General features: G+C 58.5%; 23 protein-coding genes, 1 tRNA gene and 2 pseudogenes. 19 read left to right on the top strand and 7 right to left on the bottom strand.

The window, feature by feature from the left end; all coding sequences use genetic code 11:
* Positions 1–31 precede the first annotated feature (31 nt).
* Positions 32–379 carry an IS66 family insertion sequence element accessory protein TnpB gene (gene tnpB, locus AKU94_RS05205; protein ID WP_050526270.1) on the top strand — a complete coding sequence of 116 codons (348 nt, stop codon included), beginning with the start codon at positions 32–34 and terminating at the stop codon, positions 377–379.
* A gap of 142 nt (positions 380–521) precedes the next feature.
* Here the strand turns inward: tnpB and AKU94_RS19055 are convergent.
* Positions 522–747: pseudogene (locus AKU94_RS19055) on the bottom strand (IS5/IS1182 family transposase); the annotation flags it as partial.
* Positions 748–828: 81 nt separating this feature from the next.
* On the opposite strand from AKU94_RS19055, the pseudogene AKU94_RS19050 reads away from it, so the two are divergent.
* Positions 829–1,212: pseudogene (locus AKU94_RS19050) on the top strand (hypothetical protein); the annotation flags it as partial.
* 426 nt (positions 1,213–1,638) lie between these two features.
* Here the strand turns inward: AKU94_RS19050 and AKU94_RS05195 are convergent.
* On the bottom strand, positions 1,639–2,328 hold the full coding sequence (locus AKU94_RS05195) for a GntR family transcriptional regulator (protein ID WP_050526269.1): 690 nt from the start codon (positions 2,326–2,328) through the stop codon (positions 1,639–1,641).
* A 219-nt stretch (positions 2,329–2,547) separates the two neighbouring features.
* On the opposite strand from AKU94_RS05195, the gene AKU94_RS05190 reads away from it, so the two are divergent.
* From AKU94_RS05190 to AKU94_RS05135, 12 genes are all read left to right on the top strand, one after another.
* Positions 2,548–3,543: an NAD(P)H-quinone oxidoreductase gene (locus AKU94_RS05190; protein WP_050526268.1), complete on the top strand. Its 996-nt coding sequence runs from the start codon at positions 2,548–2,550 to the stop codon at positions 3,541–3,543.
* A gap of 62 nt (positions 3,544–3,605) precedes the next feature.
* Entirely contained in the window at positions 3,606–4,811 is a 1,206-nt protein-coding gene (locus AKU94_RS05185; protein ID WP_050526267.1) for an ABC transporter substrate-binding protein, read from the top strand.
* 84 nt (positions 4,812–4,895) lie between these two features.
* Positions 4,896–5,780 carry a branched-chain amino acid ABC transporter permease gene (locus AKU94_RS05180; RefSeq protein ID WP_050526266.1) on the top strand — a complete coding sequence of 295 codons (885 nt, stop codon included), beginning with the start codon at positions 4,896–4,898 and terminating at the stop codon, positions 5,778–5,780.
* Positions 5,777–7,573 (top strand): branched-chain amino acid ABC transporter ATP-binding protein/permease, encoded by a 1,797-nt coding sequence (locus AKU94_RS05175; protein WP_050526265.1) that lies wholly within the window; start codon positions 5,777–5,779, stop codon positions 7,571–7,573. Before AKU94_RS05180 ends, AKU94_RS05175 begins: the two co-directional genes overlap by 4 nt.
* Entirely contained in the window at positions 7,566–8,270 is a 705-nt protein-coding gene (locus tag AKU94_RS05170; RefSeq protein WP_050526264.1) for an ABC transporter ATP-binding protein, read from the top strand. The genes AKU94_RS05175 and AKU94_RS05170 overlap by 8 nt, the downstream gene beginning before the upstream one ends.
* A gap of 3 nt (positions 8,271–8,273) precedes the next feature.
* Positions 8,274–9,083: a 3-oxoacyl-ACP reductase FabG gene (gene fabG, locus AKU94_RS05165; protein WP_050526263.1), complete on the top strand. Its 810-nt coding sequence runs from the start codon at positions 8,274–8,276 to the stop codon at positions 9,081–9,083.
* A 32-nt stretch (positions 9,084–9,115) separates the two neighbouring features.
* The gene (locus AKU94_RS05160; protein ID WP_050526262.1) at positions 9,116–9,910 is read left to right on the top strand and encodes a shikimate dehydrogenase family protein; all 795 of its coding nucleotides are present in this window, start codon (positions 9,116–9,118) and stop codon (positions 9,908–9,910) included.
* On the top strand, positions 9,910–11,301 hold the full coding sequence (locus AKU94_RS05155) for an FAD-binding oxidoreductase (protein ID WP_050526261.1): 1,392 nt from the start codon (positions 9,910–9,912) through the stop codon (positions 11,299–11,301). The genes AKU94_RS05160 and AKU94_RS05155 overlap by 1 nt, the downstream gene beginning before the upstream one ends.
* On the top strand, positions 11,294–12,892 hold the full coding sequence (locus tag AKU94_RS05150; protein ID WP_050526260.1) for a GMC family oxidoreductase: 1,599 nt from the start codon (positions 11,294–11,296) through the stop codon (positions 12,890–12,892). The genes AKU94_RS05155 and AKU94_RS05150 overlap by 8 nt, the downstream gene beginning before the upstream one ends.
* A gap of 12 nt (positions 12,893–12,904) precedes the next feature.
* Positions 12,905–13,699 (top strand): SDR family NAD(P)-dependent oxidoreductase, encoded by a 795-nt coding sequence (locus tag AKU94_RS05145; RefSeq protein ID WP_050526259.1) that lies wholly within the window; start codon positions 12,905–12,907, stop codon positions 13,697–13,699.
* Positions 13,700–13,702: 3 nt separating this feature from the next.
* Complete coding sequence (locus tag AKU94_RS05140; RefSeq protein WP_050526258.1) at positions 13,703–14,446, top strand: SDR family NAD(P)-dependent oxidoreductase; 744 nt, start codon at positions 13,703–13,705, stop codon at positions 14,444–14,446.
* 18 nt (positions 14,447–14,464) lie between these two features.
* Positions 14,465–16,642, top strand: a complete 2,178-nt coding sequence (locus AKU94_RS05135; protein WP_050526257.1) for an alpha-ketoacid dehydrogenase subunit alpha/beta — start codon at positions 14,465–14,467, stop codon at positions 16,640–16,642.
* Here the strand turns inward: AKU94_RS05135 and AKU94_RS05130 are convergent.
* The gene (locus AKU94_RS05130; protein WP_050526271.1) at positions 16,639–17,340 is read right to left on the bottom strand and encodes a haloacid dehalogenase type II; all 702 of its coding nucleotides are present in this window, start codon (positions 17,338–17,340) and stop codon (positions 16,639–16,641) included. The two genes, AKU94_RS05135 and AKU94_RS05130, sit on opposite strands and share 4 nt — an antisense overlap.
* Before the next feature lie 51 nt (positions 17,341–17,391).
* Entirely contained in the window at positions 17,392–17,985 is a 594-nt protein-coding gene (locus AKU94_RS05125) for an isopropylmalate isomerase (RefSeq protein WP_232295689.1), read from the bottom strand.
* 877 nt (positions 17,986–18,862) lie between these two features.
* Here AKU94_RS05125 and AKU94_RS05120 point away from each other — a divergent pair.
* Positions 18,863–18,937 (top strand) — tRNA-Asn (locus AKU94_RS05120).
* 91 nt (positions 18,938–19,028) lie between these two features.
* On the opposite strand, the gene AKU94_RS05115 is transcribed toward AKU94_RS05120, so the two are convergent.
* Positions 19,029–19,313, bottom strand: a complete 285-nt coding sequence (locus AKU94_RS05115; RefSeq protein WP_050526255.1) for a hypothetical protein — start codon at positions 19,311–19,313, stop codon at positions 19,029–19,031.
* 67 nt (positions 19,314–19,380) lie between these two features.
* On the opposite strand from AKU94_RS05115, the gene AKU94_RS05110 reads away from it, so the two are divergent.
* The 3 genes from AKU94_RS05110 to AKU94_RS05100 all read left to right on the top strand — a co-directional run bounded on the left by AKU94_RS05110 (position 19,381) and on the right by AKU94_RS05100 (position 22,116).
* Entirely contained in the window at positions 19,381–20,028 is a 648-nt protein-coding gene (locus AKU94_RS05110; protein ID WP_050526254.1) for a hypothetical protein, read from the top strand.
* A gap of 242 nt (positions 20,029–20,270) precedes the next feature.
* Positions 20,271–21,173: a retron St85 family effector protein gene (locus AKU94_RS05105; RefSeq protein ID WP_157056427.1), complete on the top strand. Its 903-nt coding sequence runs from the start codon at positions 20,271–20,273 to the stop codon at positions 21,171–21,173.
* A 1-nt stretch (position 21,174) separates the two neighbouring features.
* Positions 21,175–22,116 carry a retron St85 family RNA-directed DNA polymerase gene (locus AKU94_RS05100; RefSeq protein ID WP_050526252.1) on the top strand — a complete coding sequence of 314 codons (942 nt, stop codon included), beginning with the start codon at positions 21,175–21,177 and terminating at the stop codon, positions 22,114–22,116.
* 8 nt (positions 22,117–22,124) lie between these two features.
* Here AKU94_RS05100 and AKU94_RS05095 read toward each other — a convergent pair whose 3' ends face one another.
* The gene (locus tag AKU94_RS05095) at positions 22,125–22,838 is read right to left on the bottom strand and encodes a hypothetical protein (protein WP_050526251.1); all 714 of its coding nucleotides are present in this window, start codon (positions 22,836–22,838) and stop codon (positions 22,125–22,127) included.
* On the bottom strand, positions 22,822–23,505 hold the full coding sequence (locus tag AKU94_RS05090; RefSeq protein WP_050526250.1) for a terminase large subunit domain-containing protein: 684 nt from the start codon (positions 23,503–23,505) through the stop codon (positions 22,822–22,824). The genes AKU94_RS05095 and AKU94_RS05090 overlap by 17 nt, the downstream gene beginning before the upstream one ends.
* 200 nt (positions 23,506–23,705) lie before the next feature.
* Between AKU94_RS05090 and istA the strand changes: the two genes are divergently transcribed.
* Positions 23,706–24,423, top strand: a 718-nt coding sequence (istA, locus tag AKU94_RS05085; protein ID WP_157056426.1) for an IS21 family transposase, incomplete at its 3' end; no start/stop codon positions are given.

Here is a 24,423-nt window from a genome sequence, read left to right as displayed (position 1 = left end):
CACTGGCCCGGCTCATCCGAGGTCTGTCTGTATGATCCCGGTTCCGGCAAACACGCGGGTCTGGCCAGCTGCCGGTGTGACCGACATGCGGCGCGGGTTCACGACGCTGGCGGCACAGGCCGACCAAATGCTGAAGCAGGATCCATTCACCGGCCATCTGTTTGTCTTCCGTGGTCGGCGCGGCGATCTCATTAAAATCATTTGGTGGAACGGACAAGGTGGCTGCCTGTTCAGCACGCGGCTTGGGAAGGGTCGGTTTGTGTGGCCATCGGCAAAAGAGGGCAAGACCGCCCTGACCGCAGCCCAGTTGGCGATGCTGTTGGAAGGGATCGATTGGCGTCTGCCGCAACGCAGCTGGACGCCACTTAAGGCGGGATAAATCAGCAATACACGCACGTGCGGGATTCCCGTTGGGCTGTTGTTTTGCCGTGATTTGACCATGCTGAACGTCGACAAAACCCTGCCGAAAGACCCTGACGAGCTCAGCCAGTTCACTGCGCTTTTGTTGGCTGAAGTGAGGTCGCAGCCAGCCCCGTCATGATCCGTGCGAACGCACCTATGTCACGCCATCTTTTCAAACGGTCGTAGAGCGTTAGGTGCATCACACCAGCGCAAGCCATTGTGATTGATGAAGATAATACCGCTCAGAACGCACAGGTCATCTACAAGCAGAACACCGCAGCTCTTCGGAAAACAAGCCCGAAGCCGCGCCGTCTGTTCTTTGTTCAGCCAGTAAAGGTTGCTTATAGAACCCCTCAATTTGGGAGTTTGGATCATGCAGATCAGACAGATGTTCAATCCCGTATAATCACGTTTATTTTGGGCGATCTGCGCTGTTCATGGCAAGATCGGTCCTGGGGGCCATTCGGGAGGGGGCACGGGCATGCCGATCCATCTTCCCAAGCAGGCGACGAGGTCGGGACGGTGCTTGCCGATTGTTTCGAAATGACATCGCAGACGATCTACAAATGGCGTCAGCGCGACAGTGTTGAGGACCGCAGCCATGCGCCGCATCGGCTGCAAACGACCCTGACGCCTGCGAAGGAGGTAGCTGCCGTGGCCCTGCGAAAGACGCTGCTGGTCTCACTGGATGGCCTGCTGGCGATGGTGCAGGAATTCTTGAACCCGAATGTCTCGCGCCCGGGCCTGGACCGGCGCCTGCATCGGCATGGTGTGGGAACCCTGCGCGACGGTCAGGCGAAGAACTGGAGAAGACGCTGCATTGCTATGTCTGGCTCTACAATCAACAGATCCTGCCGTCAGCCCTCGGCAGCAAGCCGCCCTTGCAGGCGATGAAGGACTGGCGCAAACCCAAGCCACAGCTGTTCAAGAAACAGCCATATTACCTGCCGGGATGTGACAGGTAGCCTCAAGTAAATTAAGGGGTCTTGGGCCTAGGAGAACGAAATAAAAATAGAGCTCAACTTCATTCAAGTCGCCCATTCAGGCGGCTTTTTTCGTGTCCAACGTCTATAATAGGCTTTATACAGGTTTGTGTTGGAGTGTTGATTGGTTGGCTTTTGGAATGTCGAGTATATTTATAGTTCTTTATTAACACATGATAAAATCTTCAGGGCAGGCCGGTCTTTTGCTGTCAAGCCATAGCAGGTATTGCACATCACGCAGTAAAGGGCAGGTCTAATCCTTTCCCTGCACCTTTTTTGCCCGATGCAATAACCCCTGCCCGCCATGCTCGATATCATGACAAATCGCACCTCTGGTCATCACGGGATCGCGCTGTCGAAGCCCTTCGATAACCGTCAGATGCGGGTGAGTCCCGTCAAAGGGATTGCCGCGGTCGTAAAGATGGGACAGCAAAGGGCCACAGCGCAGCCAGAGGTTCTCAACGATTTCCAGCAGAATCGGCATTTCTCCCATACGACACAGATGCAGGTGAAACCGGGTGTTCAGATCAATCGCCTTCGCATAATTCCCCGCCTCAAAGGCACGCGAAAGCGCACTATGCATGGTCTCCAGCGCTGCGATATCCTCGTTTTTGGCAAAGGTTGCGGCGGCGGCGGCGGCGCGACCCTCAAGGTCAACACGGATGTTACGGATCTCGAGGAGCTGGTCACGAGTCAACTCTGGCACCATCGCTGTGCCCCGCGCATCCAAGGTCAGCACCTCCAGCGACACAAGGCGCAAAAATGCCTCTCGCATCGGGGTCGCACTGATTCCGAATCGTTTGGACATGGGCCGCAATCGCAGCTTTTCACCCGGTTTAAGCTGCCCCCCCATCAAGGCCGCGCGCAGCGCGAAATAGGCGCGATCGCCCAAGTTTTCCTTGGCAATCGGGCTGACCCAATCATGGTCGCCTTCTGTTTCCATATCCTTTTTCAAACTCCGCGTTGACAATTGCGTATCCCCCCTGTTTATTCTTGTTATAACAAATAACGCATTCGCGACCATAGCTAGATATTACGCATAGATTCGCGACAAAGCGAGATCAAAGCGTAACAAAGCCAAGGGTTTGCAGGGTGTCTGTTGCTCTATGGAGGGGGCACAGGCGTATCGCCCCGCCGCGATGCTATCAGGGAGGAGATCAGGATGAGTGATATGATGAAAGCCGTCATGGCCAGTGGCGCGGGTGGTCCCGAAGTGCTGGATGTGATGACGCTGGCGCGACCCAGCCCAGCGCCCGGTCAGGTTCTGGTGCGGGTCCATGCCGCAGGCATCAACCGCCCCGATGTGATGCAGCGCGAGGGCAACTATCCGCCGCCGCCCGGTGCATCCGACATCCTCGGTCTGGAAATGGCCGGTGTCGTCGAGGCATTGGGCGAAGGCGTGACCCGTTTTGCAGTGGGTGACCGTGTCATGGGCTTGGTACCCAGCGGCGGCTATGCCGAATATTGCGCCGTCCATGAAACAAACGCATTGCCCGTCCCCGATGGTATGAGCATGCTTGAGGCAGGTGCCTTTCCCGAAACCTATTTCACCGTGTGGTCCAATGTGTTCCAACGTGCGGGTCTGAAAAAAGGTGAGACAATCTTGCTTCATGGTGGCACCTCGGGCATTGGCACGACGACGATCCTTTTGGCCAAGGCGCTTGGGTCACGTGTGATCGTGACCTGCGGCAGTGACGCAAAATGCGAGGCCGCCAAGGCCAATGGTGCTGATGTGGCCATCAACTACAAAACAAGCGATTTCGTGACCGAGGCCAGAAAGGCGACCGATGGCAAAGGTCCAGAGGTTATCCTCGATATGGTCGGCGGCGAATACATGCAGCGCAATATCGAGGCGGTGGCCATCGACGGGCGCATCGCACAGATCGCATTCCAAAAACCGCCAAAGGCCGAACTTAACATGCTCCAGCTTTTGACCAAACGGCTGACGTGGACAGGCTCCACCCTGCGTGCCCGCCCGGTTGAGATGAAGGCAGAACTGGCCCGCGCCCTAGAAGAACACGTCTTGCCAATTTTGGCCAAAGGCATCGCAAAGCCAGTGATCGACAGCAGCTACCCCCTCGATGAGGTGCGCAAGGCACATGCACGGATGGATAGCGGCGGCCATGTGGGCAAGATCGTTTTGACCATGATTGATTGACCAAGGTTGGCGGCGCAGAGGATCGCCGCTTGCCCATACGAAATCCAAGGGAGGAAAATCCAATGAAATTGACCAATGTTCTTAAAATGACAGCGGCGGCTGGCGCCATTCTGGGCGCTCAGGCGGCCTATGCCGATGTGACCTTTGGCGCGCTTTACCCGTTCAGCGGCCAGCTTGCGCTTTTGGGCGAGGAATCCGCGCGCGGGCTTGAACTGGCAGTGGATGAAATCAACGCATCCGGTGGCGTGCAGGGAGAGCAGATCGTGCTGGAACGCGGCGACGCGGTGGACAACAACCAAGCCATCGGTGAGGCCCGCCGCCTGATTTCCCGCGAGGGCGTCAAGGCGATCTTCGGCTCTTATTCTTCGTCCCGTTCCATCGCCGCAAGTCAGGTGGCCGAACTGTCGGGCATCCCCTATTTTGAGCTGGGCGCCGTGGCCGATGAGGTGACCGGCCGCGGGTTGCAATATCTGTTCCGTGTCAACCCGACCGCCGAGGATATGGCCGACACCATCATCAATATGATCGTCGATAAGGTCGCCCCTGCCGCAGGCAAGGCGCCGGGTGATTTGAAAATCGGCATCATCTACGAAGACAGCAGCTATGGCACCTCGGTTTCAGGCCACGAACAGCGCCTTGGTGCGGCGGCCGGGCTGAATATCGTGACAAGCCTGGCCTATCCGGCCTCGACGGTTGATATGTCCTCTATCGTACTGGATCTCAAGCAGCGTGAGATCGACGTTGTGTTGCAAACCTCTTACCAGAATGACTCGGTGCTGTTTTTGCAGCAGTCGCATGAGGCAGGCTTTGCCCCATTGGCGATCATCGGTGGCGGTGGCGGCTATTCCACCCAGCCAACAGCCGACGCAGTGGGCCATGACATCATCGATGGTGTGTTGAATGCCGACTTCACGCAATACGTCGTGAACAAGGAATTTACGCCCGGCATCGACGATTTCCTCGCGGCCTATCAGGAAAAATACGGCACCGAGCCACGTTCGGGCCACTCGCTGACCAACTATGTTGGCGCGATGGCGGTGCTGCAATCGCTGAACGAGGCTGACGGTTTTGACGCGGATACGATCATCGAGGCGGTTTCGGCCATCGACATCCCCGAGGGCACAACCGCTGCGGGCTATGGTGTGAAATTCGGAGAAAACAACCAGAATGAGCGCGCCCGCATGATGGGCCTGCAATGGCAGGACGGCAAATTGGTGACCGTTTACCCAGACGATGCCGCCGCGGCCGAGCTGCGCAGCCGGAACTGATCTCGGGCTAAGTGATCCCCTAGCGGGGGTAATCAGGGCGGGCCTGACCGGGCCGCCCGCTTTCTGGACAAAGTGGGAAAGTCGATGGATGTGTTTCTTCAAGTCGTGGTGAACGGCCTGTTGCTGGGGGGGCTTTTTGCCATCACCAGCGTTGGTCTGACGCTTATTTTTGGCATCGTGAAGGTGGTGAACTTCGCCCATGGCGAGTTTCTGATGATCGGCATGTATGCCACATTCCTGATCAGCACCAAGCTGGGCCTGCACCCCTATGCTGCGGTTGCCGCGGTGGTGCCCTTGCTTTTCGTGCTGGGGATGCTGACGCAAAAACTGTTAATCGAGCCGCTTATGTCGGCACGCAACCATGACATCCAGATTTTCGCCACTGTTGGCCTTTCAACCGCGCTGATCAACCTTGCGCTGCTGCTTTTCGGGGCCGATATCGCCACCACGCCCGCCTATGGTTTGCGCACCGCGATCGAGATCGGGCCAATCCGTATGCTGGTCGGCCAGATCGTCATGTTCGGCGTTGCCACCGCATTGGTCATCGGCTTGCACTTTTTCCTGCAACGGACACGCTCGGGGCGGGGCATTCGCGCCGTGGCCCAAAACCGCGCCGCAGCCCAGCTGATGGGCATCAACGTCAGCCGCGTCTACATGATCACCTTTGGTCTTGGCGCCGCTTGTGTCGGGCTTGCCGCCTGCCTCGTGGCACCGCTTTACCCGACCTCGCCGGGGATCGGGACCTATTTCGTGCTGACGGCCTTTGTCGTCGTGGTTCTCGGGGGGCTCGGCTCTATCGGGGGGGCGTTCCTCGGGGCGATGATTATCGGCCTGATCGACAGCCTTTCGGGGTTCTACATCGGCTCTGACATGCGCGAAGTTGCGGTGTTCGGTGTCTTTCTTCTTATTCTGATCCTGCGTCCGCAGGGCCTGTTCGGAGGGCGACTGAAGCTGTCGCATGTATCATGACAGATCAAACCAATACCCCAAACGCAAAAACCGTCAAACGCACCACCGGCGCCATCGCATTGGCCGCATTGCTGGCCGCCATCTTCATCACGCCGGTGGTGGTGGATGACCAGTTTGTCTATCACATCTTTATCACGATCTGCATCTTTGCGGGCCTGTCCACCGCCTGGAACATCGTCGGCGGATTCGCCGGACAGCTGTCACTGGGCCATGCGATCTTTTACGGGATCGGCGCCTATGTCGGCATTATGCTGACCAATATCGGCATCTCTCCCTGGATCGGCATGTTTGCCGGTGCGGCCATCGCGGCCGCGGTTGCCGCCATCATCAGCTATCCATGTTTCCGTCTGCACGGGCCGTTCTTTGCCCTGTCGACCATCGCCCTTTTGGAGGTGTTCCGCGTTCTCGCCCTGCATTTCCGTGATTTCACCGGCGGGGCGACGGGCATGATGATCCCCTTGAATATCGGCTGGGAGTGGATGGTGTTCCGCGAACGTCTGCCCGCGCTTATCATCGCTTTTGGCATGATGTGTTTCATCCTTGCGGTGGCTTGGTGGATCCGCTCACACCGTCTTGGTTTCCAACTGGTTGCCACCCGCGAACGTGAATCCGCTGCCCGCGCTGCCGGTGTTGGCACGGTCAAGGTCCGCCTGTTTGCGGTCGCCATCTCAGCTGCTTTGACGGCGATGATGGGCACATTCCACGGCATGTATCTGACCTTTATTGAGCCGGAGTCCGCCTTCTCCCTGTCCTTCTCGATCCAGATCGCGATGTTCGCGCTGATCGGCGGGCTCGGCACGGTCTTTGGACCGCTGTTGGGGGCGGTTCTTCTGGTACCGCTGACGGAATTTGCGCGCGGTGCCTTGGGGGCCGAGGCGATCGGCCTGCACGGTTTCGTTTATGGCGCGGTTCTGGTGCTGGTCGTGATCTTTGTTCCCAATGGTCTGATGGGGCTTGTCGGGCGCTGGTTCTCTGCGCGTGAAGCTACCTCCGGCACGCAAGCCGCCGAGGTCGCCACCCCTGAGGAGACGCGCACATTCACCCCGCCAGAGCCGGGCGAAGAGATCGTGCGCGTGCGCAACCTCAACAAACATTTCGGCGGTCTGCATGTGACCAATGACGTGTCCTTTACCCTGCGTGAGGGCGAGATCCTCGGCCTGATCGGTCCCAACGGCGCGGGCAAGACCACGCTGTTCAACATGATCTCGGGCTTTCTGGAGGCCGACAGCGGCACGGTTGAGGTCAAGGGACCGGATGGCAAATGGCATTCCCCCACCAACCCTGCCGATTTCGCAACCTTGGGTGTCGGGCGGACCTTTCAGATCGTGCAACCCTTTGCCGCGATGACGGTTGAGGAAAACATCATGGTCGGTGCCTTCCACCGCTATCCGCATGTCGATGATGCACGGGCGGCGGCACGGCGCACCGCCGAAAAGATGGGGCTGGGGCCATATCTTCACGCCGAGGCATCCTCCCTGACCATCGGTGGCCTTAAACGGCTGGAGGTCGCCCGCGTTATGGCGATGGAACCGCGCGTGCTGTTGCTGGATGAGGTTATGGCCGGCATCAACCAATCCGACGTGCGCCGCGCCATCGACCTGATGCTGTCGATCCGCGACGAGGGTGTGTCTATCATCGCGATCGAGCATGTGATGCAGGCCGTCATGTCGCTTTCGGACCATGTGATCGTGCTCAGTTCCGGTGAGGTTATCGCCGAGGGCAAGCCAAGAACTGTGGTCGAAGACCCCCAAGTGATCGAAGCCTATCTGGGCAAGGAGTTTACCCATGCTTGAGCTGAGCGGAATCCATTCAGGCTACGGCCAGACCACAATCTTGCAAGATGTCTCCCTGACCGTAACCGAGGGTGAGGTTGTCACCATCGTCGGCGCCAATGGGGCGGGCAAGACCACGACCCTGCGCACCATCTCGGGGCTGCTCAAGCCCTCGGCGGGTACGATCCGTTTCGACGGAAAGGACATCACCAAGCTCAGCTCTCATGAGACCGTAGAGCTGGGCATCACCATGATCCCCGAAGGGCGGCAACTGTTTCCCGATATGACGGTGCGCGAAAACCTGTTGATGGGGGCCTACCGCAAGGGTGCACAGGCCAGCCAATCACAGCTGATGGATGAGGTGCTTGCCCTTTTCCCCCGGGTCGAGGAACGGCTGGAGCAAAAGGCCAACTCCCTTTCGGGGGGTGAGCAACAGATGGTGGCCATCGCGCGCGGCCTGATGGCCAAACCGCGTCTGTTGATGTTCGACGAGCCATCCCTGGGCCTTGCGCCGATCATCGTAAGCCAGGTGTTCGACGTAATTGACAGCATCGTAAAGACCGGCGCGACCGTGTTGATCGTAGAGCAAAACGTCTTTCACACGCTCAAGGCCGCCGACCGCGGCTATGTGCTGGAAAACGGTGAGGTTGTCCTGACGGATGATGCCGACGCGCTGTTGGAAAACCCGCATGTGCGTAAGGCTTACTTGGGGATATAGAGTATGGAACGTCACGAGATTACCCCCGAAGCGCTGGACACACGCCCCAGCCATGCCGGCCGTCATGTTCTGGTGACCGGCGCGGGCAACGGGATCGGCCGCGCCATCGCGCTTGGGTTTGCCCGGCGCGGGGCTGTTGTCGGTGTCGCGGATATGAACGCCGATGCCATTGCCGAAACATCCGCCCTGATCGCCCAAGCGGGCCTTGGGCGGGCTGTGCCATTGCCGCTTGATGTCGCCGATTGGGACGCCGTCGAGAGCACATTGGCCAAGGCGGGCCGCGATCTGGGTACGCCCTTTGACACAGTTATCAATAACGCCGGTATCTCGCCCAAACATGGCGGCAAACCGCATGGCGTCTGGCAGATGGACCCTGCCGAATGGCGGCGGGTTGTTGATGTGAACCTGAACGGCAGCTTTAACACCATCCGCGCGCTGACCCCTGCGATGCGCGATGCGGGGCGTGGCTGGATCGTCAATATGTCCTCGGTCGCGGGCAAGACCCATTCCCCCATCGTGGCCAGCCATTACGCCGCCACGAAATCGGCCATCGTCGGGTTCACCATCCACCTCGCGGCCGAACTCGGCCCCTTTGGCATCCGCGTCAACGCGCTGGCCCCCGGCCGTATTGAGACGCCAATGGTCGCAGGCGCAGGACAGGCGGCCAATGACGAACAGATCCGCCTGACACCGATGGCGCGGCTTGGCCAACCTGCCGAGGTTGCCGATACCGCGCTTTGGCTGACCTCCAGCGAATCCAGCTTTGTTACCGGGCAAACCATTGATGTGGCCGGCGGGCTTTACATGACGTGAGGCACGGCCTCGGACAGATATAAGGCAATGACATGAACGAAATTACAGGAAACACCCGCGTATACGGCATTCTTGCCGACCCCATTCACCACGTTAAAACTCCGCAGGTGATGAACGCCCTTTTTGCCGAGATTGGCCATGACGGTGTGCTGGTGCCGCTGCATGTCGCCCCCGAAGGGCTGGCCGAAGCCGTCAATGGTTTGCGCCAGATCCAAAGCCTTTCGGGCGTCATCGTCACCGTTCCGCATAAAACGGTCATCCCCGCGCTTTGCGATGATCTGACCGATCAGGCGCGTATGGTTGGCGCCGTCAACTGCATCCGCCGCGATGCAAATGGCAAGCTGACCGGTGCGATCCTCGATGGCATCGGCTTTGTCGAGGGGTTGCGCGGCGCGGGGCATGATCCCGAAGGTATGAAGGTTATCCTTGCCGGTGCCGGCGGGGCGGCCAGCGCCATCGCCTTTGCCTTGGCCGAGGCGGGGGTGGCCGCGCTTACCATCGCCAACCGCACCGAGGCGCGCGCGCGCGATCTTGCGGATGCCGTGGGGCGCGCCTATCCGAAGCTTGTTCTTTCGACCGATGCCAGCGCTGTGGCGGGGGCTGATCTGGTGGTCAACGCGACCTCTCTTGGTATGCGGAAAGGCGATGCCTTGCCACTGGATACAACCCAGTTGCACAAGGATCAGATCGTGGCCGAGGCGATTATGGAGCCTGCCATCACCCCCCTTCTGGCGGCCGCCGAAACGGCCGGTGCCACCACCCATCCGGGCCTGCCAATGTTGCAATCTCAGGCGCGCCTTATGGCTGATTTCATGGGTGCGCTCTGATGCAGGATGCGGCCTCTTTGCTGGAAATGCTGCGCAGTATTTGCGGTGATGGCGCGGTGCTGACCGGCGCGGATATGACGGGTTATGCCAGTGACTGGCGCGATATGTTCCATGGCCGGCCGCTTTGCGTGCTGCGCCCCGCCAATACGGTCGAAGTCGCGAAATCCGTCGCGGCCTGCGCAGGGGCCGGTGTGGGTATCGTGCCGCAGGGGGGCAATACCGGCCTTGCCGGCGGGGCCACGCCCGATGACAGCGGCCGTCAGGTGGTGATCTCATTGGACCGGATGACGGCCATCCGCCGCATCGACCCCATCGGCATGACCGCCGAGATGGAGGCAGGCGTGATCCTGCAAACCGCAAAAGAGGCCGCGGCGGCGCAAAACCGTCTTTTGCCCATCAGCCTTGCCGCCGAAGGCTCTGCCCGGATCGGCGGGCTGGTTGCGACAAATGCAGGCGGCGTTGATGTGCTGCGCTATGGTATGACGCGCGGGTTGGTTCTGGGGCTGGAGGTGGTGCTGCCGGACGGGCAAGTGCTGTGTCGCTTGCGCCATCTGCGCAAGGATAACGCGGGATATGACCTCAAACAGCTTTTCATCGGCTCTGAGGGCAGCCTTGGCATCATCACCGCCGCCGTTTTACGCCTTGTGCCCCTGCCGCGTCACCGCACAACCGCGCTGATTTCTGTGCCCGATATCGCCGCCGCCATACACCTTTATGCCCGTGCGCAGGACGAAATCGGCGAGGCGCTCTCGGCGTTTGAGCTGATCTCGGGGGGCGGGTTTGCCCTTGTGGCGACACATATGGGCCAAGAGGCGCCGGTTCAGGGGGCCGATTGGTATCTGCTGATCGAGGCGGGATCATCCCTGCCGGGCCTGCGCGCCGCAATGGAAACCCTGTTGGAGGCCGCGTTCGAGGAAGGCTGGGCCACAGATGGCGTTCTGGCGGAATCCGGGGCGCAGGCCGATGCGCTGTGGTCCCTGCGCGAAAGCCTGACCGAGGCTGAGGGCAAGGCAGGCGGTGCGATCAAGCATGATGTGTCGGTGCCGATCCCCGAGATCGCGGATTTCCTGCAAGAGACCGGCGAAATGCTGCACAGCATGGTGCCAGAGGCGCGGCTCAATATCTTTGGCCATCTGGGCGACGGCAACCTGCACTACAATGTGATGAATGTCGCCAAGGTGGATACCGCCCGCGTCAATACCGCAGTGCATGATATGGTGACACGGTATAACGGCTCGATCTCGGCGGAACATGGGCTGGGGCAGTATCGCACCGCCGAATGGGCACGGCTGGCCAGCCCGCCCGAACATGACCTGACAAACCGGATCAAACGCGCGCTCGACCCGATGGGCGTGATGAACCCTGGCAAAGTGGTACCCCTTCATGACTGACAGATTCGACTATATCATCGTCGGCGGCGGCAATGCGGGCTGTGTCCTCGCCAACCGGCTGAGCGCCTCGGGCAAATACACCGTCGCCCTGATCGAAGCGGGCCGTAAGGGCCAGAGCCATTGGGTCGATATCCCGGCCGGCTTTTCAAAACTCCTGACCAATCCGCGCCATAACTGGCGGCTGACCAGCCAGCCCGAAGAGGCGACCCTGAACCGCGTGATCTCTATTCCCAAGGGCAAGGGGCTGGGCGGATCGACCCTGATCAATGGGATGATCTATGTGCGCGGGCAGCCGCAGGATTTCGATGGCTGGGCACAGCGCGGCTGCACCGGCTGGTCATTCGACGATGTGCTGCCCTTTTTCAAGAAGATCGAGGATTACGACGAGGCCAAGGGCGATTTGCGCGCGCGCGGCGGCCCCTTGCCCCTGACCACAGTCAAAGAGCGTCCTGCAATCGGGCGCGCCTTTATCGAGGCGGCAAAGGCGGCGGGCCACCCCGAGAATGACGACTATAACGGCCAGACGCAGGATGGTTTCGGCTATTATCAGGTCAACCAAAAGAATGGCCGCCGTGTCAGCGCCGCCGCCGCCTATCTGGATCCGGTCCGGGGGCGTCCCAACCTGACCATCCTGACCGACGCACAGGCCCGCCGCATCCTACTGGAGGGCGGCCGCGCGACAGGGGTCGAGCTGCGCCAGAACGGGGTGACCCGCAAGATCCACTGCACCGCCGAGGTGATCCTTGCAGCGGGGGCGTTCCATTCGCCGCAATTGCTTGAGCTGTCGGGGATCGGTGATCCCGACATTCTGCGCCCTGCGGGGATCGAGGTGGTCCATGCCGCGCCGGGGGTCGGTGCGAATTACATCGACCATTTCTGTACCCGCATGAACTGGCGCGTGACCCAGCCTGTCACGCTCAACGAGATGACACGCGGGGTGTCCTTGGTCAAATCGGTGCTGCAATATGCGCTGACGCGGAAGGGCATTCTGACCTATGGCACCGGCCTTGTGCATGGTTTCATGCGCACACGGCCCGATATTCTGGGGCCGGATGTACAGCTATTCTTTATGCATGCCAGTTACGCCAATGCCGCCGAGCGTAAATTGGACAAGCGCCCCGGCATGACGATCGGGGTCACGCAACTGCGACCAGAATCGCGCGGAACGGTGCATATATCCGCGCCGACGATTGAAGCGCCCCCGGTGATTTGCCCCAATTTCCTTGCCACTCCCGAGGACCGCCGCGCCATGGTCGACGGCATGAAGATGACGCGCGATGTGGTGGGTCAAGCCCCGATGGACGCCTTCCGCGGTCCCGAGATCAGCCCCGGAGAGGCCTGCCAGAGCGATGACGACTGGCTACAATTCGCGCGGGCGAACGGTCAGACGATCTATCACGCCAGCGGCACCTGCCGGATGGGGAGTGACGCGGCCTCGGTCACCGATCCGGCGCTACGGGTTCGCGGTGTGGACGGGCTGCGGGTGGTCGATGCCTCTATCATGCCGACGATTGTGTCGGGCAACACCCAAGCGGCGGTTTTCATGATCGCGGAAAAGGGCGCTGATTTGATCCTGCGCGATGCACGCTAGAAAGGCTTTGATATGACACGAAAATTTGCGCCTGCAACCTATCCCGGCCTTGCCGGCCGTACGGTGCTCAATACCGGCGGGGCCAAGGGTATCGGTTATGCGATGGCCGAGGCATTCGCCCGCCACGGCGCGCATCTGTTGCTGATGGACATGGACGGGGATGCACTGGTATCGGCGGCGACTCGCCTGCGTGCGGCCTATCCCGATGCAAGGGTGGAAACCTATCAAGGCTCGGTCACCGATGAGGCCGATGTCGCTGCCGCCTGTGCGACCTGCAAGAATGCTTATGGCAGCCTTGATATCTTGCTGACCAATGCGGGAATCTCGATGAACCAGCCCAGCATCAACCTGTCGCTGGCCGACTGGCGGCGCGCGCTTGATGTGAACCTGACGGGTGCCTTTATCTGCGCGCAGGCCGCGGCACAGCTTATGATCGCGGGTGGAGGCGGTGTGATTTTGAACACGGCCTCGATGTGGGGACTGGCGGCCTCGGCCAATCGGGCGGCCTATTGTGCCTCCAAGGCGGGGGTGATTTCCCTGACCGAGGTGCTGGCCGATGAATGGGCCGCCCATGGCATTCGCGTCAATGCGATCTGTCCCGGCTATATCCGCAGTGATCTGACCAAAGAGCTGATCGCCCAAGGCAAGCTGGACCTCGACGCCATTGAAAAACGCACCCCGCAGGGCCGTATGGGCACCCCCGAGGAAGTGGCCGAAATGGCCGTCTATCTCGCCTCGGATGCGGCGGTGTTCATCACCGGACACGCGCATCTTTCGGATGGCGGATTTCTTGCACGGGGGTTTTAGGACATGAGCGCGACATTTGATTTCACAGGGCGCACCTTGCTGTTGACCGGGGCGGCGGGCGGTATCGGGCGCTCTATCGCGCAACTATTCCACCGCTCGGGGGCCAATCTCGTCTTGGGGGATCGGGATGAGGGGGCGCTGACCGCATTGGCGGATGAATTGGGCGGGGCGCGCATTGCGACCCTTGCAGGGGACGCCGCCAGTGCCGATGACGCGCAGGCCTTGGTTGATCGGGCTGCGGATCGTTTTGGCGGGATCGATTTCCTGATCCCCGGCGCGGGCATTTACCCCGCACAGCCCTTTGCCGAGATGACAGATGAGGATTGGCGCCGCCTGATGGCGATCAACCTCGACGGTGTTTTCTATATCTGCCGCCGTGCGGTGCCGCATCTGAAACCGGGGGGCGCGCTTGTGTTTCTGACCTCGCTTGCACCGCATCGTGGCGCGCAGACAAACGCCCATTACGCCGCCGCCAAAGGGGCCGTGGGGGCGCTGATGCGCAGCCTGACACGCGAACTGGCACCAAACATCCGCTGTAACGCCATCGCGCCGGGCATCATCGAGACCCCCATGATCGGTGATTTTGTCAAAACCCGCGCCGAGGAAACCTTCAAACTCACGCCGCTTGCCCGTCTTGGCCAACCGCAAGAGGTGGCAAGCGTTGCCGCCTTTCTTGCCTCGGATGCTGCCAGCTTTGTCAACGGTGAAACGATTCAGGTCAATGGTGGCCTCTATATGGTTGCCTGACAACAAAGGACCAAGAACATGCCCGAATTCCGCGATATCCCCCCCCTTGCCCCTTGGCGCGAAATCATCGTCACCGATGCCGACCGCAATGCCATCGACCCCGAGACCGGCGGCACCATCCTTGCACAAATGCACCTGATCCGCGCCTTTGAGGAAAAGGTGCTGGACCTTGCAGGCAAGCAACTGGTCCACGGTCCCGCCCATAGTGCGGTCGGCCAAGAGGGCGGTGCCGTAGGGTCGGCCATGACGTTGGGCGACGGCGATCAGGTCAATGGATCGCACCGCGCGCACCACCAGTTTCTGGCGAAATCTTTGCGCCATGTGGCCAAGACCATTTCCGCCACCGATGAATTTTCCGGCGACATCCGCGACCTGTCCAAACGCACCATGGCCGAGATCATGGGCCTTGCGCAGGGGTTTTGTCGCGGGCGCGGCGGCTCTATGCACCTGCGTTGGGAAGAGGCCGGAAACCTTGGCACCAATGCAATCGTGGGCGGCGGTGTGCCAATGGCGGCGGGGGCCGCTTGGGCGCATCGCAACGCAGGTACGGACCGCGTGGTTTACAGCTATTTCGGTGATGGCGCGACCAATATCGGGTCGGTGTTGGAGACGATGAATATCGCGGCGGCGTGGAAGCTGCCGATCTGTTTCTTCATTGAAAACAACCGCTATGCCGTTTCCACCAAGGTTGAGGAATCGACCGCCGAGCCACGCCTGTCATCGCGGGGTCTGGCATTTGGCATCCCCGCCTTCAAAGTTGACGGAATGGATCCGGTCGCGGTCTATCATGCCTCGCTGGCGGCGAATGAGATCATGCGCGGTGGCAATGGGCCGACCGTGATCGAGGCCGATCTTTACCGCTATTTCCACCAGAACGGTGCGCTGCCGGGCAGTGCCTTTGGTTACCGCGACAAGGCCGAGGAGGCCGCATGGCGCGCCCGCGATCCGCTGGAGGCAATGGCGCGCAACCTCATGGACCGGCAAGTGTTGGGAGAGGACGCCGTCACCGCGCTGCGCAATCGTTCGGTCGCGCTGATGGAGGATGTCGCCGGAGAGCTGATCGAGATGCATGAGGGTCGCCCCCGCATCATCCCCGCCCTTTGGCCCGAAGAAAGCTTCCGCGATGCGGGCCTGCGCGGTGATCTTTCGGAATTCCAAGGTGTGCGCACCGCCGAAGAGGCCAGTTTCAAAGGCGCGCTGCAAGAGGCACGATTTGTCGATACCGTGGCCGATGTCATGCACCGCCGGATGGAACAGGACGACCGCATCGTGGTGATGGGGGAGGATGTACACCGCCTCAAGGGGGGCACCAATGGCGCGACACGCGGGCTGGCCGAGGCTTTCCCGATCCGCACTCTTGGCACCCCCATCAGCGAGAACGCCTTTACCGGCATCGCGGCGGGTATGGCCGCCGATGGCCGTGTGCGCCCTGTGATCGAATTCATGTACCCCGATTTCATGTGGGTTGCCGCCGATCAGGTCTTTAACCAGATCGGCAAGTTCCGTCATATGTTTGGCGGCGATGCCGATATGCCATTGGTCCTGCGCACCAAGGTCGCGATTGGCACCGGCTATGGATCACAGCACTCAATGGATCCGGCGGGGATTTTTGCCACGGCCCCCGGCTGGCGCATCGTCGCGCCCTCAACCCCCTTTGATTACGTTGGCCTGATGAACGCGGCGCTGCTGTGTCGTGATCCGGTTTTGGTGTTGGAGCATGTGGAACTTTATAACGCCAAAGGCACCGCGCCGGTCGATGATTTCGACTATATCATCCCGCTGGGCAAGGCGCGTATCGTGCGGCCGGGTACAAAGATGACCATCCTGACCTACCTCGCCATGGTTGAGAAAACCCGCCAAGTGGTAGAAAATTTGGGGCTCGATGCCGAGGTTATCGACCTGCGCAGCCTCGACCGTGCCTCGCTGGATTGGGAAACGATTGAGGGCTCCATTCGCAAGACCAACAATGTGCTGATCGTGGAACAGGGCGCGCAGGGCACCTCTTATGGGGGCTGGTTGGCCGATGCCCTGCAACGCCGCGTATTCGACTGGCTCGATCAACCGATTGCGCGGGTCACAGGGGCCGAAGCATCGCCCAGCATTTCCAAGGTGTTGGAGACTGCCGCAAGTGCGGGCACAAGGGAAATCGATGCGGCCCTGCGCGCGATGATGGCCAATATCGGAGAGCCGGTCTAGGGGCGGGGCGACCCCGCGGCGATGATCTGATCCGCAAGATCGGAGAGATTATCCGAGACAAAATTAGGTTGCGGAACATCGGGGAGGTTCAGCACGCTGTTATGGGGCCGGGCAAGGAACGCGCCCCGATACCCCACAGCCTGCGCCCCGATGGTATCCCAAACGTGACAGGCCAGCATGCACAGCTCTGACGTCTCCACACCCAATTTCTCCGCCACCAGCCGGTAGGCTTCGGGATGGGGCTTATACTTACCCACCTCGGCCACGCTGAAATGATGGTCAAAAAGCCCCGCGATACCGGCTTTTTCAAGCAGTGTCGGCGACGGGGACGGCGCAGAATTCGTCAGGGTCACCAAACGGAAACCCGCGCTGCGCAATTTGTTCAAGGCCGGGATCACATCGTCATGGGCAGGCATGGAACCGATAAGCGATTTCAGCCCAGAGATATCATCCTCATGGAGTGCTACCCGTTTGTTCGCGGCAACCATTCGCAATACCCCGCCGGCCAGTTCGGCAAAGGGTGTATATCGCCCCGACAGCGTCAGTGTTTGGGAATAGAGAATAAGCTCTGCAAACCATTCGCGCATCACATGCGCATCGCCGAAAAGCCGCTCAAAGAAGGGGGCCAGCGTCGTCAGGTCGAGCAAGGTTTCATTGACGTCGAACACGATTGTTGAAACGCACTTGTGATCTGGCATGGTCCGACTGTCCCTCTTGTTGTCAATCTGCCGCGAGCCCGCGCAAAGCATTCAAACGCTTTGATGGGACGCGACCATTTTTCTGGGGGTGCGCAACAACCGATAAAGCGCATTCGCCGCGATCATTGCAATACCACCCAGTTCCATCACCCAATTCATACGAATACTGTTGATCTGATAGCCGATCAGCTGGTCAAAATGGTGGAACCCGGCCGCACGGATGGCGACGAACGAAAGCAAAAAGACAAGCCCGAGCAACGCCAGCCACATATCGCGAAGCTCTCGCCGCATCGCCCATGTCAGGGCTATTGAAATCAAAGCGCTGGTTGCCACAATCCCCATGATAAATTTTACTTGGAATGGTCGGCGGTCCGCATACCAGCCTTGGGCCTTGGCTATGCAGCGTCCCGTCGCCGTCAATGCAGACTGTAGATCAAGCTGTTTGTTGATCGTCAGCGCAAACAGGATCATCGCGAGAATCAGCCAGAAAATACGCTGTCTGGCGGTTTGCTTCCTGAAGACCAGCGCCGCGAGGACGGCCGCCAAAAGATACCCTGCGACAGTCACCCATCCCATTACCGTCGGATCACCGATTTTAGGTGTCCACCTCGAGAAAACACAGGTCCACAGGATGTCTGGCGTCAAGATCGTTCCCCTATTGCAGGTCCATTTAAAACACAGGCACGCAGAACACCAGAGAGGCCAAGACCGCAGCAGCTAAGCGCGCCTAGCCTGCACCCCCAAGAACGCCTCCGAATTTATGTAGAGCCTGTTCAGCAAAAGGGCGGGCAAATGAGACGGGACCAGCCTGGCACCTCCCGCCTTAACACGATCACACATGCAATATCATACCGTGTGGGTCCACAGGATACAGGGGTGAATATATCATCCGATGAAGCATATCGCCGCCAGCAAGCCCCTAAGCAGCCAGTTCATTAATCCGTCTAAGAGTACCTGGATAGGCCTGCGTGATTGGTAGCTTCACCTAGCGCAATAAGCTGCTTTATGAACTTCTGTTTCAGTAACCGCCATAACCGCCCAATGAATCTGTTGTCTAGATGGCGGCCCCGCTTTTACATTGATATTCTGGTACCGGCATTTTTTAGCGTCGTGATCTGGCCAGCACGCATATACGATTAGCGTGTCGGAATTACACCCAACCCTCATCATGCCGACAGCCAAGCGCCGACCTCAGGCCAAGACATGTGCCTAAAATATCTGGATATAGGGTGGTGATAAAACCAGGCGCAAACGCCAATAAGATGCCATCCTCTTGCCTTTTACAGGTCCAATGTTCTTGGGGAGAAATAGCTTGACCAAGCCGAAACCACTGCCGAAAGCCTGAGCAAGGACAAGCCCTTGCCGCCAAACCAAATACAAGCAGATGAGGTCATGATAGTACCACACTTCAGACGCAGTAAGGCCCGATACCGAGACCGTTTCGTGCAGGAAAAAGAATTCTCGAAAATTGCCGAAAGGTTCTAGACGTTCCTGAAATCTGTTGCTACATAACCCTCACGGTTCCGGCGTAGCTCAGCGGTAGAGCAGTTGACTGTTAATCAATTGGTCGTAGGTTCGATCCCTACCGCCGGAGCCAAAATCTCCTAGAGATTACAATACGATAAAGGCCGCTCGATTGAGCGGCCTTCGTCGTTTTTCGTAGGCTCTGCAACAACTCTACAACATTGTCAGTGAACCGGCGATGCATCAGGCTCTTTGAATTGTGCAGTTATCGTGCCACCACGCTTGGCGCGTTGGAGAGCGCCCCAAAGCGGCGTTCCAAAGGCGGCTTGCTCATCTGCAATGCGGAACAGTTCGAAAAATCTGGCGCTGCTGACAATAGCCATGGCTTCATCTCCGGTCATTTGTCCAACAGCAGGGAAATCTCCATAGAGCGTGATGGCAAGATCACCATCCTCATCTGCGCCGAAGTCAACATACTCGCAGGAGAAGCTTTTGACGGGGAAGTTCATTGTTTTTCCTTTCGGATGTTTGGGTTACGCCTTGTTGGCACGCCCTTTGTCACCGAAAGCGAGTTCCGTGGAAAAACAGCCAGTTCAAACTGCGTGTTTCGAGGAGGTCTTTCTCGACTTCCTACGCCTTCGCTTCGAGTTCGAGCCGCTGCCCCACTACGTCATGGCAGCGATCCACCTCTGCGACGAGACGAGCCGAGACTACCCGGATTTCGTGCGCGGGTTCTTAGCTTGGTTTGCGGATGGGTTCCTGTTTGAACAGGAAGGCACCTTCCCGGCGCGTAGCCACAACACAGACCCTGCGGACAAGCGTTGGCGGCGCTACGCCGACTGCCACGCCCTGCTTGAGGGCTGGTTGGCGGATGATCTGAAGGCGGCGCTTGAGGCCCATGCTGAACGGCTCGAATTGGTCGAGCGTGTCGCCCAGCTTCGGCAGGAGGAACGCGAGGACAGCCCCGGCAAAGCCGGACGCGCACGCGGCAAGGCAACCAAGACAGATGCCGAGGTCTTTGCAGACCTTGAGGACTGGTTCGGCGTGAAGGACTACACCTTGAAGCGCCAGCACAAGACGCTGACCGAACACCGCGAATACATGTCCGGCACCTACCCGCTTGCGCTGGTGCAAGTGGGAGATGGCTACGAGATCAAGACAATCGAGGTGGACAAGGCAGGTGCGATCCGTTTGTCCGCTTCCAAAGCGCGTAAGCAAAGATGAATCCGCACAAATTCTTCCGGATTACGTGACCGTATCTTGTTGCAACTCCACCATCATGTGGTACTTTCCCTCTACTCTTAGCTGGGTGTTTTAGCCGAAAACGCTCTATGCCGGGTGATTTGCCAGGCTGTATTTGATTGAACGACTTTGGGCGCCGACTTCGAATGGTTTTGTCGGCCCCGGTCTTCGCCTCGGCGCCGACAAAACCATTCGAAGTCGGACGCTTAAGTAAGAGAATGTTGATGGACCACCCCTTGCGCAGTGATGATCATAAGTCACTGCGCAAGCGGCTCTATGACCTTTTCAAGAATGGATTTACGATCCCAAGGCAGAGCAATATTGTATTTGTCTGCGGCGGTAGCGAGCCGACAGATATGCGGCGCAGATTCCAAAGTGAGTTTGATAAACTGCTACCGGGACACGAGTTTTTCGAGCCTGAGTTTGCAATGCGAAAATACTGGACTTTGGGTGACAATGAGCCATTTGACATTACGACCTTCGAAGAACTGATTGGCAAACTCTCACATTCCATTGTGATCTTCCCAGAAGCTGCGGGGTCACTTGCTGAGACGGGGTATTTCTCCGCCATTCCAGAAATCGCATCGAAGATTCTGCTGGTGATCAACGCTGCCCACTTGAAAAAGGACAGCTTTATTTCAATTGGGCCTGCAAAGAAAATTGCAGACATATCAAAATTTCAGCCAAATATTCAGTTTGACTACGACAACCCCGCCTTCAATCTCGTTTCTCAACGTCTTCTTGACAGAGCACCGCTTCATTCAACGCGACGTGCACTACAGATCAAGAGCTTCAATGAGATGGACAGCTTTGAACTCTTTGCGCTCATACAGATGCTTGTTTCGATGCTTGGGATTGCAACAGTTGAAGACATTGAATCTATTCTCACCGGGCTTTTCTCGGGCCACATTGCGCCCTCCAAAACAAAGCAAATTGTATCAATCCTTGTAGGCTCTGGACGTCTTGTTGAGGTGGGGGACTACGGTCACCTCAAGCCCAGCGGGACGGAAAACCTGATCCTGAAAATCAAAGATGGCGCAAAGACTGACCGAGATGTTTTGATGTTGGACATCTCGACCACTTATCTTGGCGCAGACCCTGAGTTCAGCGCTTTGGTGGGGGTTTGAAATGTTAATCGAACTCCTAAGTAGGACTGCCAAAATACCAGAGGCGAAACTGGTAAGCTTGGCGGAAAGTGCAAGCCGCCGCTACAAAGTTTATACCATCCCCAAACGGACGGGCGGTGAAAGGGTAATCGAGCATCCCAGCCGAGAACTCAAAGCCATCCAGCGTTGGATTGTGCGGGCCCTTATCAGTCGGTTCCCCTTACATGAATCTGCAACCGCTTACCGGAAGGGCACGGGGATAAGGGAAAATGCCGAGCGTCACCGTAAGACGAAATTTACCAATCGCTACGACTTTGCAAGCTTCTTCCCCTCGTTCTCTCAGGCGCGGGTAGTCCAATATATCGGTGAACAGGCAAAGGCTGTAGGCATAGATCTTTCTGAACGTGATCTGGAGTTCATAGGAAACATCGTTTGCCGAAATGGCAGGTTGACGATTGGTGCGCCGAGTTCACCAGCAATCACAAATGCCATGATGTTTGAGTTTGACCGCCGTATGCACGAAGACTGCCATGCGAAAGGGTTAGTCTATACACGGTACGCTGACGACCTTTTCGTTTCCTCCTTCGAACCCGGTCAGCTTGACGGGATTGAAAAGGTGATTGTCAAAAATAAGCGTGGCATTTCGCACCTGCGTCTTAGGCTAAATCACCAAAAAACGGCCTACCTCTCGAAGAAGTATCGCCGAGTGATAACCGGAGTGGTGATCACCCCACAGCACACCTTGTCGATTGGCCGGGAGCGGAAAAGAGAAGTCAAGGCCTTGATCCATAAATGGATAAAAGGAGACATTGACCCGACTAACTTTTACTACATGAGGGGTCTGTTTTCGTTTGCAATCGACATCGAACCTGAATTTGAGAAGCGGCTTGCCGAAAAATATGGCGCAGCAAGAATAAGACAACTTCGGTCAGCGGATCATGATTTTCCCATAGGCCTCATATAGGTGGCCATCTACCAATAGCCCCTCAGCGGGGCCTCACCAATGTGCGCGCCGATGCTGCGGTGATCGGACAGCCACAGAGTTAAGGCAGCAGAAATCGCGAGGTCAGCGTGACCGAACTTTGTGCCGCCTTCGATTTTCACGCGCCCGCTTGACCCTACATCGGCCTCGAAGCTCTCAAGCTCTTGTCGGAGCAAGTCACGGGCCTCGAAGTTGCCGATGGACAGATCGCCAGTATGGATGGCCGAGTTCAGCGCCGACAAGAGCCGGTTGCGCCCCACGTTGTTGAAAGTTCGCCCTCGTTCCTTCGATTCTGTCTCGTTCTCACCGGCCACCATCTGAACGCGGGTGTGCTGGACTGACTTGGCATTCAGAATATCGCAGAAGGCTCGCCCGACGCCGGACGCGTCCACAACAAGGTAGGCGCGGCCCGCGATGGACGGGTCCATCATCAGGTTCCGGGTCACGATGGCGAGGTCAGCGTATGACATAGCGGGCAAATGGTCCGCCCGCACGATCTCACGGCGGCGCTTGGTCAGTTCCTGCCGCCCATTCGCATCGTAGTATGGCACCCGTTCGTCCAGACAGATCGAATAAGCATTTCTGTCTTGGGCCTGCGCAATGTCGAGGCCCACGAGGAACCGGCGATAGCCTTTGACGATCTCAACCGCCGGGTCCGCGTTTGGCAGGATCAAATCCTCGCCCTGTTCAACCAAGCCCTGCATAGAGGTCTCCTAATTTAAGTTGCGGGGTGTCTGTGAAGGCCGCGGCAATTGCCGCCGAGTCGAAAAACTGCTGGCCACGGCCCATCCAATTGAGGCCGTGTTCAACGTCGAACTCGAATTTGGACAGCACCTTTCGCTGACGCTCGACGAGTTTCGCCATGCGCGGCAGATCGAGAGAGCAGGCCCGGATGCGTTCGACTTCTGGATACATCTCCCTATCTGACCACATCTCATAGGCCTTGCCGGATTTGCCGCCCGGTGTGGTGATCAGAATTGTCTTTGCGTTATCTTCCGCGATGCTGAGTGTGGAGCCATAGACGGCATCTGGGATGAACGCCGCTTCATCAAACAGGAGAAGACCATTCTTGACGCCGTAGCCACGGGCCTGCTCGCCATCTTGCCCAGCCGGAACACAGACCACTGACGAGCCGTTTTTCAGGTGCAATTCGGTCATGGTGCGCCGTTTGGCTTCAATCGGCAGCGCCATCTTTTCCCATGTGTAGGCGATCTTGGCGAACAGCAGTTGGGACTGCGCCAGCGTCTTCGAAAGGATGATCACCTGATGCTCAGGCTTGGATAATTCCTGGCCTGCCATGACGCCGATGGTGGTCGATTTGCCGATCCTGCGGGACGCCAGCACCATGATGATGTCCGAGGTGGAGTTCATCAGCGTCCGCTGCCAGTCGTCGGGCGGGCCACCGACTACCCGCTCAAGCAGGAGTTCGGGCTTTACCCGCTCATGCAGTGTGCGGAGTGTTGATTGTCACTGAGAACTGACCCGGCAACAGCAGAAATTGTCATTGAGAATTGACCCATGTGCAACCTTGCCCCTGCTTGATTCAGCTGGGGGCTATTGGAGTGGTAGACATGGGATTTTTGAGGGTTATTCGGAAATGGGCGCTGCGAGACAAGATGCCCATTCGCGAGATTGCGCGGCGTACAGGCGTATCTCGCAACACGATCAAGAAGTATCTGCGGGCTGGGATTGTCGAGCCCGAGTTTCAGAGACCGGACCGGCCGAGCAAGCTGGATCCGTATGCTGAGAAGCTGACAGCCTGGTTGCTGTCTGAGCAGCGCAAATCACGCAAGGAGCGGCGGACTGCCAAGCAGATGCATGCCGATCTGGTGCAGCTTGGCTTTGATGGCTCATATGAGCGGGTTGCGGCCTTTGTGCGGGACTGGAAGGGTGAACGGCAACGCGCATATCACACGACTGACCGCGGGGTCTTCGTTCCGCTGGTGTTCCAGCCTGGCGAGGCGTTTCAATTCGATTGGAGCGAGGACTGGGCCTATGTTGGCGGCGAGCGCATCAAGCTTCAGGTCGCCCATATCAAGCTGTCGCACAGCCGCGCCTTCTTGGTGCGGGCCTATCTGCTGCAAACGCATGAGATGCTGTTCGATGCCCACTGGCATGGCTTCCGGGTGTTTGAGGGTGTTCCAGGGCGCGGCGTCTACGACAACATGAAGACAGCCGTCGACCGGGTTGGTGTCGGAAAGAAGCGCGATGTAAACGCGCGGTTCCTGGCGATGACCAGCCACTATGTCTTTGATCCTGAGTTCTGCAATCCAGCGGCAGGGTGGGAGA

The sequence above is a fragment of the Pseudorhodobacter aquimaris genome (genome assembly GCF_001202025.1).
In the GTDB taxonomy this organism is placed as follows: domain Bacteria; phylum Pseudomonadota; class Alphaproteobacteria; order Rhodobacterales; family Rhodobacteraceae; genus Pseudorhodobacter; species Pseudorhodobacter aquimaris.
Note: the sequence above shows the minus strand (reverse complement) of the source record. Positions and strands in the feature narration are given on the sequence as shown.

Excerpts from the sequence above, each read along its gene's own strand:
- tnpB (WP_050526270.1), top strand. The coding sequence starts at position 32 with ATGATCCCGGTTCCGGCAAACACGCGGGTCTGGCCAGCTGCCGGTGTG.
- AKU94_RS05195 (WP_050526269.1), bottom strand. The coding sequence starts at position 2,328 with ATGGAAACAGAAGGCGACCATGATTGGGTCAGCCCGATTGCCAAGGAA.
- AKU94_RS05190 (WP_050526268.1), top strand. The coding sequence starts at position 2,548 with ATGAGTGATATGATGAAAGCCGTCATGGCCAGTGGCGCGGGTGGTCCC.
- AKU94_RS05185 (WP_050526267.1), top strand. The coding sequence starts at position 3,606 with ATGAAATTGACCAATGTTCTTAAAATGACAGCGGCGGCTGGCGCCATT.
- AKU94_RS05180 (WP_050526266.1), top strand. The coding sequence starts at position 4,896 with ATGGATGTGTTTCTTCAAGTCGTGGTGAACGGCCTGTTGCTGGGGGGG.
- AKU94_RS05175 (WP_050526265.1), top strand. The coding sequence starts at position 5,777 with ATGACAGATCAAACCAATACCCCAAACGCAAAAACCGTCAAACGCACC.
- AKU94_RS05170 (WP_050526264.1), top strand. The coding sequence starts at position 7,566 with ATGCTTGAGCTGAGCGGAATCCATTCAGGCTACGGCCAGACCACAATC.
- fabG (WP_050526263.1), top strand. The coding sequence starts at position 8,274 with ATGGAACGTCACGAGATTACCCCCGAAGCGCTGGACACACGCCCCAGC.
- AKU94_RS05160 (WP_050526262.1), top strand. The coding sequence starts at position 9,116 with ATGAACGAAATTACAGGAAACACCCGCGTATACGGCATTCTTGCCGAC.
- AKU94_RS05155 (WP_050526261.1), top strand. The coding sequence starts at position 9,910 with ATGCAGGATGCGGCCTCTTTGCTGGAAATGCTGCGCAGTATTTGCGGT.
- AKU94_RS05150 (WP_050526260.1), top strand. The coding sequence starts at position 11,294 with ATGACTGACAGATTCGACTATATCATCGTCGGCGGCGGCAATGCGGGC.
- AKU94_RS05145 (WP_050526259.1), top strand. The coding sequence starts at position 12,905 with ATGACACGAAAATTTGCGCCTGCAACCTATCCCGGCCTTGCCGGCCGT.
- AKU94_RS05140 (WP_050526258.1), top strand. The coding sequence starts at position 13,703 with ATGAGCGCGACATTTGATTTCACAGGGCGCACCTTGCTGTTGACCGGG.
- AKU94_RS05135 (WP_050526257.1), top strand. The coding sequence starts at position 14,465 with ATGCCCGAATTCCGCGATATCCCCCCCCTTGCCCCTTGGCGCGAAATC.
- AKU94_RS05130 (WP_050526271.1), bottom strand. The coding sequence starts at position 17,340 with ATGCCAGATCACAAGTGCGTTTCAACAATCGTGTTCGACGTCAATGAA.
- AKU94_RS05115 (WP_050526255.1), bottom strand. The coding sequence starts at position 19,313 with ATGAACTTCCCCGTCAAAAGCTTCTCCTGCGAGTATGTTGACTTCGGC.
- AKU94_RS05105 (WP_157056427.1), top strand. The coding sequence starts at position 20,271 with ATGGACCACCCCTTGCGCAGTGATGATCATAAGTCACTGCGCAAGCGG.
- AKU94_RS05100 (WP_050526252.1), top strand. The coding sequence starts at position 21,175 with ATGTTAATCGAACTCCTAAGTAGGACTGCCAAAATACCAGAGGCGAAA.
- AKU94_RS05095 (WP_050526251.1), bottom strand. The coding sequence starts at position 22,838 with ATGCAGGGCTTGGTTGAACAGGGCGAGGATTTGATCCTGCCAAACGCG.
- AKU94_RS05090 (WP_050526250.1), bottom strand. The coding sequence starts at position 23,505 with ATGAACTCCACCTCGGACATCATCATGGTGCTGGCGTCCCGCAGGATC.